The sequence below is a fragment of the Streptomyces sp. NPDC006261 genome (assembly GCF_040613515.1).
Classification (GTDB): Bacteria; Actinomycetota; Actinomycetes; order Streptomycetales; family Streptomycetaceae; genus Streptomyces.
On sequence record NZ_JBEXSI010000065.1, the window covers coordinates 1 to 13,797 of the forward strand.

The 13,797-nt window shown below is 70.6% G+C and carries 11 protein-coding genes; 4 read left to right on the forward strand and 7 right to left on the reverse strand.

Annotated elements, in window-relative coordinates; genetic code table 11:
- Positions 1-891: 891 nt before the first annotated feature.
- From ABZ154_RS29920 to ABZ154_RS29930, 3 genes are all read left to right on the forward strand, one after another.
- Complete coding sequence (locus ABZ154_RS29920; RefSeq protein ID WP_356837502.1) at positions 892-1,596, forward strand: hypothetical protein; 705 nt, start codon at positions 892-894, stop codon at positions 1,594-1,596.
- Positions 1,593-2,039, forward strand: a complete 447-nt coding sequence (locus tag ABZ154_RS29925) for a helix-turn-helix domain-containing protein (protein WP_356837503.1) — start codon at positions 1,593-1,595, stop codon at positions 2,037-2,039. Before ABZ154_RS29920 ends, ABZ154_RS29925 begins: the two co-directional genes overlap by 4 nt.
- A gap of 229 nt (positions 2,040-2,268) precedes the next feature.
- On the forward strand, positions 2,269-2,871 hold the full coding sequence (locus ABZ154_RS29930; RefSeq protein ID WP_356837504.1) for a cupin domain-containing protein: 603 nt from the start codon (positions 2,269-2,271) through the stop codon (positions 2,869-2,871).
- A 149-nt stretch (positions 2,872-3,020) separates the two neighbouring features.
- Here ABZ154_RS29930 and ABZ154_RS29935 read toward each other — a convergent pair whose 3' ends face one another.
- The 3 genes from ABZ154_RS29935 to ABZ154_RS29945 form a co-directional block, all read right to left on the reverse strand.
- Positions 3,021-3,782, reverse strand: coding sequence for an SDR family oxidoreductase (locus ABZ154_RS29935; protein ID WP_356837505.1), 762 nt, complete (start codon positions 3,780-3,782; stop codon positions 3,021-3,023).
- A gap of 53 nt (positions 3,783-3,835) precedes the next feature.
- On the reverse strand, positions 3,836-5,335 hold the full coding sequence (locus tag ABZ154_RS29940) for an FAD-dependent monooxygenase (protein ID WP_356837506.1): 1,500 nt from the start codon (positions 5,333-5,335) through the stop codon (positions 3,836-3,838).
- Between the two features lie 209 nt (positions 5,336-5,544).
- Positions 5,545-6,720, reverse strand: coding sequence for an FAD-dependent monooxygenase (locus ABZ154_RS29945; protein WP_356837507.1), 1,176 nt, complete (start codon positions 6,718-6,720; stop codon positions 5,545-5,547).
- Positions 6,721-7,021: 301 nt separating this feature from the next.
- Between ABZ154_RS29945 and ABZ154_RS29950 the strand changes: the two genes are divergently transcribed.
- Positions 7,022-7,798, forward strand: coding sequence for an alpha/beta hydrolase (locus tag ABZ154_RS29950; protein ID WP_356837508.1), 777 nt, complete (start codon positions 7,022-7,024; stop codon positions 7,796-7,798).
- Positions 7,799-8,065: 267 nt separating this feature from the next.
- On the opposite strand, the gene ABZ154_RS29955 is transcribed toward ABZ154_RS29950, so the two are convergent.
- The 4 genes from ABZ154_RS29955 to ABZ154_RS29970 are packed head-to-tail and all read right to left on the reverse strand — an operon-like array spanning position 8,066 to position 13,792.
- A complete protein-coding gene (locus tag ABZ154_RS29955) occupies positions 8,066-8,794 on the reverse strand; it encodes an SDR family oxidoreductase (protein ID WP_356837509.1) in 729 nt (242 codons plus the stop codon).
- 1 nt (position 8,795) lies between these two features.
- Positions 8,796-10,328, reverse strand: coding sequence for an FAD-dependent monooxygenase (locus ABZ154_RS29960; RefSeq protein ID WP_356837510.1), 1,533 nt, complete (start codon positions 10,326-10,328; stop codon positions 8,796-8,798).
- Between the two features lie 15 nt (positions 10,329-10,343).
- Positions 10,344-11,768: a 3-carboxy-cis,cis-muconate cycloisomerase gene (gene pcaB, locus ABZ154_RS29965; protein ID WP_356837511.1), complete on the reverse strand. Its 1,425-nt coding sequence runs from the start codon at positions 11,766-11,768 to the stop codon at positions 10,344-10,346.
- Positions 11,765-13,792 (reverse strand): FAD/NAD(P)-binding protein, encoded by a 2,028-nt coding sequence (locus ABZ154_RS29970; protein WP_356837512.1) that lies wholly within the window; start codon positions 13,790-13,792, stop codon positions 11,765-11,767. Before ABZ154_RS29970 ends, pcaB begins: the two co-directional genes overlap by 4 nt.
- Positions 13,793-13,797 lie beyond the last annotated feature (5 nt).

Sequence of the window (13,797 nt, forward strand, 5' to 3'; positions counted from 1 at the left end):
CTCTCCCGCTCTCCTGCCGCCACCCGCCGGGTGTCCGGCCCGCGTTGCGGGCCAGGGCCGGCCTCCGGCCGGCCCGTGGCTTCCGCTGCGCTCCAGCCACACTGGGCGAACCCGCCAACTCCCCGTGCGAGTAAGGCGTGCCACGCTTCGCGCGGCCCACCCATGGGCCTGCGGCCCGAACAGCGAGCAGGAAGGAGCCGGGGGTGACAGGTAGTCGGGCGGGTGACCGTGAGAACAGGGACGGGAGAGGGGCGAGTCGGGCAATGGGGAACGCGCTTCAAATATAGCAGCTGGATTAAGACTGGAATGAGTGCGAACCACCTTCACCAGGTAGAAGAGGGTTTGCAGAACGTTTTTGACATGCAGCCTCGCATGAATGGAGAAATCGCGTGCGATTTGAGAAATACAGTTTCGGAATATCGCAGGGGGAACGCTGTGAAATGTAGACAGGCGGGTCAGAGCTCGCTGCCGCTGGGGGTGATCACTCAGAGGGCCGTGAAGGTCACTGAGGAGGAGCGCCCACACGGGCCGCTGTGGGGGGACCTCAGCCACTGATATAGGCGAGATCAAGAAACCCCAGGTCAGAGCGTCGAAGATCGCGAGATATGTACCGGCTGAGGGGACGTATCGACGTCGATGTGTCCCGGCTGAGGGGGCACATCGACCGTCCCGTGTCAACTGTACGCGACATGATCTAGTGCCGCATGTCAACTGGAGGCGACATCAGGAAGCGGATGTGTTCCGCGTGGGGACCGTCCGACGGTCAGGAGAGATCTGTCCCTCCTGGGGGACGCAAGGCGTGCGGCATGTCGTGTCGAAGCGACATCCATGTCAAGCACAGGTGACATACTGCTTCGCGTCGCAGAGATCAACAGCTTGGAGAGCAGCCTCGTGCCGACAGAGCCGCAGCGCCGCCGCACAAGCCCCCGTGGGGCGCCGCAGCCGAAGCTGCCGCTGGGGGATCCGTCCGACGCCTGGAACCAGCCGCTGCGGCCCGTCAAGGACCTGGACGACGTGGCCCGCGCCTACCCCGGCCGCAAGCTCACGCTGGACAGCGAGCGGAAGCCGCTGGAGTTCTACGGGCCCCCGGACGAGCCGAACGCCTTCTCCATGGACAGCCTGGAGTTCTTCCTGGTCATCGCGCAGTTCTTCCGCGAGGCACTGCCGCTGCGGCTGATCCTGCTGATGATCGCGTGCCAGAAGGCCGGCGGACGCATCCCGCTGACTCAGGACGAGATGGCGATCGTCCTGGACGTCGCTCGGACCAAGGTGAACGAGGCGCTGCAGGAGGTCATGTCCCACGGGATCGTGTTCCGGGTGAAGCGCGGTATCTACCAGTTCAACCCGCCGTACTCCTACCGGGTTGCAGAGTTCATCCCGGGCACGGAGACCATGGAAGCTCGGTACGTCCGAGTCGACCAGCACGAGACGATCGCGAAGATCCGGTCGGACGAGGCGCTGCCCGACCTGGTGCGCTTTCCGTCGCTGGAGCGGATGCGTCAGGAGATTGAGCAGATGCGCGAGGAACGGGCGAAAATTCGTGCTGAGCGCCGCGCTGAGCGGGCGCAGCAGAAGGAGAAGGGGGCCGGACAGTGAGTGGTCTGCATTTTGCCGCGGTGAACGCGGAGGGGATCGTCGCCGACCTGGACCTGCTGCCCGCGGCGTACCGCGTGCTGCTGAAGATGCGCGCCCACAGCGAGCCGGGTGGGCGGATCGAGGTCGACCAGGTCACCCTCGCGCAGATGCTCGGACTGAGCCGGGCCACGGTGAACGCGGCTCTGCGCGACCTGGACCTGGCGCAGCTGGTGAAGAAGCAGCGCGCCGGCGTCTACCAGCTCAACCCGATGCTGGCCGCCTACCTCTCCCCCGAGGACGCCGTCGCGGCCGTCAAGGAGATGCCGAAGGGCCAGCGCCTGAACTCCTCCAGCTTCGTGGAGCACTACCGCCAGGCCGTCACGGCCTACCAGGACCAGCTCTCTGAGAAGCGCCGGCAGCGCGAGAATGCCAAGCGCCGCCAGAACCTCAAGGCTGTGTCCTGACCCCTGCTCACCCCGGCGGCGCTGCACCCATTGGTGCAGCGCCGCTCGCGTTCCTCTCTGCCTGTGCACCGACCTTCGGTGTTGCCATGGAGAGCGGACCGAGGGCTGGTCGAGTATCGCCGGAGTTCGGCTGATTCGTGTTCAACTGTTGCTATGTGACCGCAGTTGGACGGGGGGTGGTCTCGCTTAGATGAGGGGTGCTTGACATGTCGAAGTGAGAGAGGGCCCCATGACCCACGTCGTTCACCCCGGAGACCGGCCGGAAGGCCGCCGCGGGTTCGAGATCGTGCTGTCGAACAACATGACCGACGGTGCGGCGTCGCTGGTGGAGACGCGGCAGGGGCCGGCCTGGTCGGGTCCGCCGCTGCACACGCACGCGGAGTCCACGGAGACCTACTTCGTCGTCTCCGGCAAGCTCGTCGTCGCGCTGGACGACGAGGTCGTGGAGCTCGGGCCGAGCAGCATGGCGTACATCACCAGCGGGACCCGGCACACCTGGGCGACCCCGCCCGGGGAGGGTGCGCACTTTCTCACGCTGCACATGCCGGGGGGGTACGAGAACTACCACCCCACCGCGCTCCAGGCGGAGAAGGACAACGGTGGTCCGCTGACGCAGGAGGACCTGTTCAAGATCGCGGCAAAGTTCGACTGGCGGCCGTGCGGCGATACACCGCAGCGTCTGACCCCCGACGGCCGTCTGGTTCCGGCGTCCCAGGCGGACGACGAGGCGGCGCGGCTGCGTGCGGAGTGGCTGGATGCCCAGGGCCAGGAGGTCGTCGTGGAGGCGATCCACGAGGACGGCTTCTACGAGAAGACCGGTCAGGGGGCTTAGCCTCGGCTCTTCAGCCGACTGTTCGTGTGCCCGGACCGGTTGTCGAGGGTCCGGGCACATCCGCGTGCCCGCGTGCCCGCGTGCGAGCACGCGAGCGGCCGGGGCCCCTACCGACGAGGCCCCGGCCGCTCGCTTGCCGTAGGAGGCTCCTAGCTGACGCGCTCGGCCAGGAACTCCTCCCAGGTGCCCTTGCCGACCTGGGTTCCGGTCAGGGCCAGGTTGTCACCGGCGCGGTAGGCCTTGCCTGCCTTCCCGGGCATCCGGATCGGGAGCAGCGGGCGCTTCTTGCCGGTGGCGTGGAGGTAGCTGCGCAGCAGGTCGCCCAGCGGGTAGACCTTCGGGCCCGCGATGTCCTTTACGCGTCCGGCCGGGGTGCCGAGGGTGAGCTCCACCAGGCGGGCAGCGACCTCGCGTGAGTCCACCGGCTGGAACTGGAGGCCACCGGGGGCGGGGATGACGGGCATCTTCGACATCTTCTCGCCCATCGTCAGGACGATGTCGTGGAACTGCGCCGCACGGAGCATCGTCCACGGAATCCCCGACTGCGTCACCGCGTTCTCGGCGTCGAGCTGTGTCTTGAACCAGCCCAGCGGCATGGTGTCCGCGCCGATCACCGAAATGTAGACCAGGTGCTTCACCCCCGCTCGCTTCGAGGCGGTGACCAGATTCTGGGTGACCTTGTCATCACCCTTCGTACCACCGGCCAGGTGCAGCACCGTCTCGACGCCGGTGAGAGCCGCGTCGATGCCCTCGTCCTTCATCAGGTCGACGGAGAAGAACTCGATCCCCTCGGTGTTGTTGCGCGGGGTGCGGGCGAGAATGCGTACGTCGCGGCCGGCCGCTCGCAGCAGGGGGACGACGTGGCTCCCCAGATTGCCCGTGCCGCCGGTGACCAGGATGGGTGAGGTCATCGCTCCCGTGTCTCCTCTTTCGTTGGTGTGTGTCGGGTGTTTGCTGTTCGTTGCTAGGCGTTGGCGGTGGCCCGCGCCGTGCCGAGCCAGCGGTCCAGCGCGTCGGACAGGTCACCGCCGTCGGGCGCGGCCCAGGCGATGTAGCCGTCGGGACGGACCAGGGCCGAGTCCGGCACGGCGTTCAGGAGGCTGTCGCTCTCCACCGGGACCCAGCTTCCGGTGACGAGGTCGACGCGGTCGGACCAGGCTGCGGCGAGGCGGGCCGCCTCGCCGCAGCCGTCGGTGGTGATGAGTACGGCCCGGCCCGCGTGGAGCAGTTCGGTGACCCGGGTACGGCTGCCGTCGGGCCGTTGCAGTTCCCGGTCAGGGGACAGGCGTCGGCCGAGCAGCGGATGGCTGCCGGAGCCGGAGCCCATGTCGTACCGGACGCCCAGTCCGCTGATCATGCCGGCGAAGTGGGCCGCCACGTTCTTGTCGGTCATCAGTTCGGTCATGACGTCGCGCAGCGGGTCGATCTCCTCGCCGCTGAGGTAGAGCGTCGATCCCGCGTGCGTGTTGCGCAGCAGCTGCTGACCGAGCGGGTGGCGCTCGAAGTGGTAGGTGTCGAGCAGGCTCTCGGGTGCCGATCCGCTGACGACCGCGGCCAGCTTCCAGCCGAGGTTGACCGCGTCCTGGATGCCGGTGGCCAGACCCCATCCGGCGAGCGGCGGGGTCTCGTGGGCAGCGTCGCCGGCGAGCAGGACCCGGCCGCGCCGGTAGTCGGTGGCCAGGCCGGCGCCGTTGCTGAAGGCGGCCATCCAGCGGGCCTTGCCGTGGTGGATGGACTGGCCGGTCATCCGCTGCCAGGCGTCGGCGACGTCGGTGAACGTCAGGGTGGCGGTGTCCGGATGGGGTGGCAGGCCGCGGTCGTGGATCAAAATCCGGTAGTAGCCGTCGCCGAGGCTGACGGACAGGATCATGTGGCCGCCCCGCACGTGCTTGCCGGTGGGCCGCTGGGGCAGTTCGACGCCGGTGACGTCGGCCATGTACATCCCGCGTGTGGACTCCCACCCGGGCGCCTCGATGCCGGCCAGGGCGCGGACGGTGCTCTGGCCGCCGTCGCAGCCCACGAGATACGCGGCCTCGGCCTCGTGGCGGCCGTCGGGGCCCTCGAAGCCGGCCACGATGCCGTCCTCGGTCTCGTGGAAGTCGCGGAGCTCGTAGCCGCGCCGCACCGGTACGCCCAGCTCGGTCAGCCAGTTGCCGAGCATTTCCTCGGTACGCGCCTGGGGCAGGCCCAGGACGCCGTGGTGGCTCTCGTCCAGCATGCCGAGGTCGATGCCCACCCCGCCGAAGTGGCCGTTCTGTCCCTGGCGGTAGGAGCCGAGCCGGGTCAGCAGGCCGCGCTGATCGAAGACCTCGGCAACGCGGCGGGTGAATCCGAGAGCGCGTGATTCCCCCGACGGGGAAGGCAGCTTGTCGTAGAGGGTGACGTCCGCACCGCCCAGCATGAGTTCACCCGCAAGCATCAGTCCTACCGGACCGGCGCCGACAACAATGACGCGAGTTTTCACTTTCCGCCCTCCTGCGTGAAGACAAAGCTGCCTACGACATCGAGCGTCGATGTACCGGTCATCATGCCACAGTACGACTTCCTCAATAGTTGATTTCAGCATACGGAAAGGTGCGGTGCCACTGATATTCCACCGCAATTCGAGTCGTTCTCCGACCGTTCTCGAGTTGCTTTCGAGGGGGAATCGACGGCAAAGGGTTTCGGCCCCGATTACGCGTCTGCTCGGGCGGTGACCGGAGTGTCCCAGTCGATGCGGTAGGTGAACTGCCAGTCCATGTTCGCCGGCTTCAGGTCGCTGCCGCCGCGGGCGCCGGCCTTGCTGGCGTTGGTGCGGGTGGCGTTCTCGATGATCCGCTCGACCCGGGCCCGGCGCAGCTCCTCGTACGCGGAGAACGCCTCCTCGTACGGCAGGTCACGCAGGCAGCGGGCGAGCTGGACGGAGCTCTCGACGGCCTGCGAGGCACCTTGGCCGGAGCTCGGGGAGGCCGCGTGGACCGCGTCGCCGACCAGCACCATCCGGCCGCGGCTCCAGGTGGGCACGGTCGGCATGGTCTCGAGCGGGCCCGTGATCAGCAGGTCGGCTGGGCCGGTGCTGGCCAGCATGTCCACCGCCGGGGAGCGGTCGTCGCCGGTGAACGCCTCACGCAGGACGGTCAGCCATTCCTCGTTGCCCACCGCCCGGGCCTGGTCCAGGGTCATCGGCTCGGGGTGGGGCAGGTTCACGAACCAGCCACCGGAGGAGTCCGCGTGCACCAGGTGGCCGAAGGAGGCCCGGGTGTCGTAGTGGACATGCAGCTTGCCCTGGGTGGGGGCCAGGCCGGTGTCGCCGAGCTGGGCGGCGAAGCCGAGCAGTCCGGCGTACTGCGGCTGCGGCGCGGCCGGATCGATGAGCGTCCGGACCGTGGAGCGGATGCCGTCGGTGCCGATCAGGATGTCGGCGGTGGCCCGCGTCCCGTCGTCGAAGTGGGCGGTGACGCCGTCGGCGGTCTCTTCCGCGCCGATCAGCCGCTTGTCGTGGAGGGTGCGGATGCCCCGGCGGGTCGCCTCGTCGTACAGCGTCCGGTAGAGGTCGCCGCGCCAGATGAACCGCGAGGGGGGCAGGTCGGCGGGGAAGGAGAGTTCGCCGAGCACGTTCCCGTCCCCGCTGTGCAGGACGGTTCCGCGCATCGGGATGCCGACCCGGCGCACGGCCTCACCGACGTCGATGGCGTCGAGGGCGTTGACCCCGTTAGGGGCGAGGCTGAGCCCGCCGCCGATCCCGTCGGCCGTGGTGCGGTACGCCTCGTGGACGGTGGCCTCGATCCCGGCCTTGCGCAGGGCCATCGCGACGATCGAGCCGGCGATGCCGCCGCCGACGACCAGGGCTGTGCGGGTCTGGGAGGTCATGAATCCTGCCTTGTCGGTTGGGGACCAGCCGTGGGTTCGCTCCGGTACGGGGTCAATCCGACTGTGTCTCGACAAGCGAATTCGCCGAATCGGTCTCCGTGACCTGTCCATATCGAGATATGCGGGGAGAGTAGGTCGGCCGGGCGGCGCCCACAACCTTTCGCGTCCCGCTTTTTCGGACAATGATTTCCTGGTTGACACCGGCCGAAATCCATGAGTACTTTCCCGGAGGCTGGCATGGAAAGCTGGGGAGAATTATCTCGAGCCTTGTCATTCCACATCGATTCGACAGGAGAGTGTGATGCACAAGGTCGTTTCCCGGGACGGCACGACGATCGCCTACAAGAAGACCGGCGAGGGCCCCCCGATCGTGCTGCTCGGCGGTGGATTTCGCGATCACACGGCCTTCGACCCGATGTTTCCCGAGCTGACCTCCCACTGCACCGTCTACGCCTACGACCGGCGCGGGCGCGGCGACAGCGGTGACTCCCCCGCGTACGCGGTCGAGCGCGAGGTGGAGGACCTGGCCGCGGTGATCGAGGCGACCGGCGGCGACGCGGTGGTCTTCGGCGGGTCCAGCGGCGCGATCCTGGCGCTTGAAGCGGCGATGGCCGGTGTCCCGATGCGGAAGCTGGCGCTGCTCGAGCCGCCCTACCGGGTGGAGGGGTTCCGCAAGCCGGAGGAGGGTTTCGCGGAGAAGCTCCAGGCGCTGCTGGACGAGGAGAAGCGCGGCGAGGCCGTCGTGTACTTCCTGGCCGAGCACGTGGGCTTCCCGCCCGAGTGGATCGCGGACTGGCAGGCCAGCCCGATCTGGCCGGGCAACGAGGCGCTGGCGCACACCCTCCCCTACGACACGGCCGTGATGGGTGACGGCCGGATCCCGGTCGAGCGGCTGGCGAGGACGGAGGTGGAGACGCTGCTCATCAACAGCGACGCCACCAGCGACTGGCTCCTGACGGCGACGGCGGCGACGGCGGCCGCGCTGCCGAACGGCCGGCGCCTGGAGCTGCCGGGCGTATGGCACAGGGTGCTGCCGGAGGTGCTCGGGCCGGTGCTGGTTGAGTACGTCACCGGCTGACGGAGCGGCACGGCGACGGTGCACCCGTAAGGCAGCACGGCCGAGCCCTCCCCGCGCGATCTTGCCCACCTCAGGGCGGCGCCGGCGGGCGTCGGCACGGGCCCAGGCCGCGTGGGGACGATCGTGCCGCTGACCACGGGGGTCCGTGGTGCTGTTGCGGTGGATCCCGACTGACAGTGGACGGGCTGCGTCCCAGCCCGGGCGCCGACCACGCCCGGCCGGCTGTTCAACCACGGCAGGTCCGCGGTCGAACAGCCGGCCGGTCGGCTACCAGGGGACGGTGCCGTTCTCGTCCTGGGAGGTGCCGCTCGGGCCGTCGGGGCCGAGCAGGGCCAGCCGGACGGCGATGACGGCGCCCTGCTCGACCGTCTGGTGGCCGCGGTGGTTGTTCATGTCGGTGGCGGTGAAGCCGGGGTTGGCGGCGTTGACCTTGACGGTCGTGCCGTGCAGTTCCTTGGCATACGCGAGGGTGATCGCGTTCAGGGCGGTCTTGGAGGACTGGTACGCGACCACGTTGTACTGCCGGAACTCGCCGTCCGGGTCCGCGTTGAGGCCGAGCGAGCCCACGTTGCTGGACATGTTGACGATGCGGCCGGCCGAGGACCGGCGCAGCAGCGGCAGCATCGCGTTGGTCACCGTCACGACGCCGAAGACGTTGGTGTCGTAGACCTCGCGCAGCTGCTCGGCAGTGGCCCCGCTGGGCGGTCCGAAGAAGCCGCCGGTGATGCCGGCGTTGTTGACGAGGATGTCGAGGCGGCCGTACCGCTCGTCGATCTCCCGGGCGGCGTCGGCGACGCAGGCGCCGTCCGTCACGTCGAGGCGCAGCTCCTGGGCCTTCAGGCCCTTGGCCACCAGCGTGTCGGCGGCCTGCTTGCCGCGGGCCTCGTCGCGCACACCGAGCAGGACGACGGCGCCCTGCTCGCCCAGTCGGCGGGCGGTCTCCAGGCCGAGCCCTTTGTTGGCGCCGGTGACGAGGGCGATTTTCGTGTCGGGCATCTCAGACCTCCCGGGTGGGCGTGGCACCGGTCGGCTCGCCGAACCAACGGGTGAGGGATTCCACGAGGCCGTGCGGCTGTGCCGCGCCGGCGCCGGCCCAGGCGACGTATCCGTCCGGGCGGACCAGCAGCGCGTCGGCGCCGGTGAACGGGTTGTTCTCGCCGGCCTCGTGGGGACGGGCGGCGATGGTGTCGACGCGGTCGGCCCACGGGGCGGCGGCCGCGCGCAGCGCGGGGTCGCCGGTCAGGTCGAGCAGCAGTCCGCGGGCCTTGTGCAGCAGCTCGAACGCGGTGGTCTTGTGCTCGGCGTGCTCGCCGTTCCTGTCGGCCAGGCCGATGAGTTCGTGGTCCGGCAGGCGCCGGCCGAGCAGCGGGTGGTCCCCGGGCCCGACCTCGTAGACGATGTCCAGGCCGGTGACCATGCCGATCAGGTGGCGGCGGACGTCCTCGGAGGCCGAGAGCTCGCCGAACAGGTCGCGCAGCGGCTGCATCTCCTCGCCGCTGAGGTACAGGGCCCGCTGGGTGAGGGTGTTGACGATCACGCGGGCGCCGACGGGGTGCCGCTCGCTGTGATACGTGTCGAGGAGCCCGGCGGGGGCGGTACCGTGGATTTCGGCGGCCAGCTTCCAGCCGAGGTTGACGGCGTCCTGAATGCCCGCGCTCATGCCCTGGCCCCCGATGGGGAGGTGGATGTGGGCCGCGTCGCCGGCCAGCAGGACCCGGCCGCGCCGGTACTCGCTCGCCTGGCGGCTCTGGTCGGTGAACCGGCCGATCCAGCGCGGGGTTCCGCCGTGGACGTCCTCGCCGGTGAGACGCTTCCAGGCGTCGGCGACCTCCGTGAAGCTCGGCATCGTCTCACCCTGGCGGGGGACGGCGCCCTTCTCGTAGTAGGTGACGCGGAAGGTGTCGGGACCTTGCTGGAAGGCGAGGACCATGCCGCCGGGTACGCGCTCGCCGTTGGGGCGGGGGCGGACCCGCACCCCGGTGACCTCGGCGAAGCACATCTCGATCCGTGCGTCGTGGCCGGGGAAGCCGATGTCCGCTTTCTTGCGGATGGTGCTGCGGCCGCCGTCGCAGCCCACCAGGTACCTGGCGCGCAGCCGCACGGGGCCTTCGGGCGAGTGGGCGTCCACCTCCACGGCTTCGTCGTAGGTGTGGAGGTCGACGACCTCCCAGCCGCGGCGGATGTCGGTGCCGAGTTCCTGGGCCCATTCGTTCAGGACGGCCACCGTCAGGGACTGGGGGACGCCCTTGGCACCGTACGAGCCGCCTTGGATCTCGCGGTAGTCGAGGGGGACGCCGCCGAAGTGGCCGATGGGGATGGTGTCGAAGCCACCGAAGCGGGGCAGCAGCCCGCGCTGGTCGAACGTCTCGATCGTGCGGGCGGTGAAGCCGAGGGCGCGCGACTGGTCCGTAGGCTCCGTCGACCGCTCCAGGACGACGCAGTCCACCCCGGCCAGGCGCAGTTCACCGGCGAGCATGAGCCCGACGGGACCGGCTCCTACGATGATCACGTCCGTATCGGTGTTGCCCATGTTCTTGTCCCCATTTCAACGGTGAAGGTGGGCCAGCGCCCGGTCGACGAGCGGCCCTGACACTCCCGTGTATCCGGCCGGGTCGAGCAGCGCGGCGAGCTCGTCCCGGGTGAAGGCGGCGTGCAGTTGCGGCAGCCCGGCCAGGACGTCGGCCAGCGGCCGGTGGGTCTCGGCCGCGCGCAGCGATGCCTGTGTCAGCAGTGCCTGGGCGGCCGCCTTGCCCAGGCGGGGCGCGAGGACGGCCGAGACGCGTTCGGAGACGATCTGCCCGCCGGTCGCCCCGAGGTTGTCCCGCATCCGTTCGGTGTGGACGGTGAGTCCCCGGACCAGTTCGACGGCCGTGTGCGCGGCGCCGCCGGTCAGCCTCAGGCACTCGCGGAGCGGCTGCCACTCCGCGTGCCAGACGCCTGCCGAGCGTTCGTCCTCGGCCGGCAGGCACTGCACCAGGACGGAGACCAGCGCGGGGACCTGGAGGGAGGCGGAGCGGATCAGTGTCGCTAGGACGGGGTTGCGCTTGTGGGGCATCGCCGAGGACGCGCCGCGGCCCGCCACCGACGGCTCGGCCACTTCGCCGGTCTCGGTGCGGGTCAGCACCAGCACGTCCGCGGAGATCTTGCCGAGGGCGCCGACGGTGTGGCCGAGGACCGCCGCGATGTCGGCGATGGGGGTGCGCAGCGCGTGCCAGGGCAGCACGGGGACGGCCAGGCCGGTCTCGTCCGCGAAGGCGGTGAGCAGGTCCTCGAGCACGTCCGCCGGGTCGGCGTCCGGGTCCGCGTACTGGAGGTAGCCCGCCAGGGTGCCGGCCGCGCCGCCCAGCGAGACGGGAAGCCCGCCGTCCACGACCCGCTCCAGGCGCTCGGCGGCCTCCAGGACCAGTTGCCGCCAGCCCGCCGCCTTCAGCCCGAACGTGGTGGGTACGGCGTGCAGGGCGAGCGTGCGGCCCGCCATCACCGTGTCGCGGTGGGTGACGGCGAGCTCGGCGAGGGCATCGGCCACGGTCCGCAGATCGGCGCCGATCAGGCGCAGGGAGCGCGCGGCGACCAGCATGGCGCCGGTGTCGAAGATGTCCTGGCTGGTGGAGCCGCGGTGGACGTACTCGGCGGCTTCGGGCGAGCGGGCGGCCACGACCGCCGTCAGCGCCTTGACCAGGCCGACGACCGGGTTGGCCGTCTCACGTGCGGCCAGCGCCAGTTCGCGTACGTCCAGGTGTTCCGCGCGCGCCGCGGCCGTGATCTCCCCGGCCGCGGCCGGGGGGATGGTGCCGCAGCGCGCCTGGGCGCGGGCCAGGGCCGCCTCCGCGTCGAGCATCCCCTGGAGCCAGGCGGTGTCGCCGACCGCCGCTTCGACGGGGGTTCCCGCCCGGACCGGGGAGAGCAGTCCCGAGTCCAGGTGGGCGCCGAGGCAGCCGGCGGCGGCCGAAGGACCGCCCGTCGCGCTCACGCCGGCGCTCCGGCGCCGGTGTTCGTGACCGTGGCGCGTGCCACGCCGCGGGCCGGTGCCGCCAGTCGTACGGTCGCATCCGGCAGTGCGGGCAGGCCGAGGACGGCTCCGGCGATGGCGTCGGAGTCCTCCAGGGTGACCGAGCCGACGCCGGGCCGGATGCCGGCCGCGGTGACCCAGTGCACGGACTCGGTGGGCACCCCGTAGGCGAAGCGGCGCGGATGCGGCACTCCCTGGGCGTCCAGCACGTGGTAGGGCCGCTCCGAGACGGCGAGGCCGCCGGTCTCGTAGTGCTCGCCGTCCGCTCCGGTGATGCGGTACGGGCGGCACTGGCCCGTGCGCAGCAGCCGCTCCATCAGCGGGTCCGCAGTGCGCCGCAGGTCCGTGTCCGGCAGCCGGCTCTCGATCAGCACGCCGGCCCGCACCCGGACGTCGGGGAGTTCGGCGGAGGTAGCGACGAAGCCGGGGCCCTCCGGGGCCCCGTCGTCGGCGGCGACGCGCATTCCGGGGCCGGTGACCTCGAGGATGCCGGCGTCCATCAGCGCGGCCATCTCCTCGATGCGAATGGCGGGCGGGCCGATCGACAGGTAGGCGTTGAGCGGGGTGTACCAGCCGTCGAGCTCGTCGCGGTGCGACGCGGCGTCGAGCCCGCCGTGGTCGATGGCGAGGCGTAGTTCGTTGCGCAGGTCCCGCAGCAGGTCCAGGGCGGCCTTGACCGGTCCGCTGACGTTGCCCTCACGGGCCCGGCGTACGTCCTCGTCGAGGTGGCCGCGCAGCCAGGTGCGGAAGGCGGGCAGGTCGCGGAAGCCGTGCGTTCCGTAGGGGCGGGCGACGCGCTCCCAGTCCCAGCGCTCGTCCGCGCCGATGCCGGCCTCGTCCAGCAGCGCCTCCCCGGCCTCGCCGGATTCGGCGTGCAGATAGCGCGTGGCGAACTCGGCGGCCGCGGCGGAGCCGGTACGGGAGGCCAGCAGCCGCTCGTAGTAGAGGCTCTGCACCTCCCTGGAGATCAGGGGCCACAGGTCGGCGGTGAAGCGGATGCCTCCGCGGCGGCCGGCCTCGCCGCGCAGCGCGGCGATGTGCTCGGCGGTCAGCAGCCGGGGGAAGCAGCGGCCGTGGGCGCCCTTCTCGTTGTCACCGCGCGCCTGGTAGGGCACGCCGCGCCGTGAGCCGGTGTACAGGCGCGGCTCCCGGCCCGAGGGGCGGTAGACGAGACGGCCCTCGACGCGTTCGAAGACACCGCCTCGGGCGTGCGTGAACAGCGCCAGGTAGTCGAAGAAGTTCAGGCCCATCCCGCGCAGCAGCACGCTCTCGCCGGGGGGGATGGACGACAGGTCCACGTCCGCCGGGTTGGACGGGGCGATGTAGGCGAGGCAGTGCCGGGCGGCGAAGGCGGCGAACTCCCGCTCGGTGGCGGTGGGCCGGGCCGGTACGTGTCCCTGGGCCAGCACCACCGCGGACAGCCCGGTCAGGCGGGTGCCGTCCTCCAGCACCACGGTCTGCGGGCACGCGCCGGCGGGGCCGTCCTCACGGTCCTCCACGCCGACGGCCCGCAGGGGGTGCACATGCACGGTGACGTGCGCGGCCGCGTTGGCGGTGACCTGCCGGAACACCCAGGTCAGGTACTGGCCGTAGAGGGCACGGGTGGGGTAGGTGTCCGGCCCCAGGTCGCGTGCCTCGGCGAGGGTCTCGTCGTCGTACGCGACGCCCGATCCTGGGGTGAGCGCGCTGGGGCCGAGGGCTTTGGCCCACTGGTACAGGCTCGGGCCCTCCTCCAGCGGTCCGTCGATGCGTACGCTGTCGTCGGTGTAGACCGTGACCTGCGAGGCGACGGTGTTCATCAGCAGGTGCCGGGACTGCGAGGGCCGCCACACGCGGCCGGACCCGGCCGGGTCGGGGTCGACGACGTGCACGATGACGCGGTCCCAGCGGGGGGACTTCCGCTCGTGCGCGCAGAGGCGTTCCAGGACGGACAGTCCGCGCGGTCCGGCGCCGACGAGGCACATTTCCATGCGTCCGCTGCTCACAAGGA

What these genes read in the sequence shown, in the direction of transcription:
- ABZ154_RS29950 (WP_356837508.1), top strand. Translation starts at nt 7,022, where the DNA reads ATGCACAAGGTCGTTTCCCGGGACGGCACGACGATCGCCTACAAGAAG.
- ABZ154_RS29930 (WP_356837504.1), top strand. Translation starts at nt 2,269, where the DNA reads ATGACCCACGTCGTTCACCCCGGAGACCGGCCGGAAGGCCGCCGCGGG.
- ABZ154_RS29955 (WP_356837509.1), bottom strand. Translation starts at nt 8,794, where the DNA reads ATGCCCGACACGAAAATCGCCCTCGTCACCGGCGCCAACAAAGGGCTC.
- ABZ154_RS29935 (WP_356837505.1), bottom strand. Translation starts at nt 3,782, where the DNA reads ATGACCTCACCCATCCTGGTCACCGGCGGCACGGGCAATCTGGGGAGC.
- ABZ154_RS29960 (WP_356837510.1), bottom strand. Translation starts at nt 10,328, where the DNA reads ATGGGCAACACCGATACGGACGTGATCATCGTAGGAGCCGGTCCCGTC.
- ABZ154_RS29945 (WP_356837507.1), bottom strand. Translation starts at nt 6,720, where the DNA reads ATGACCTCCCAGACCCGCACAGCCCTGGTCGTCGGCGGCGGCATCGCC.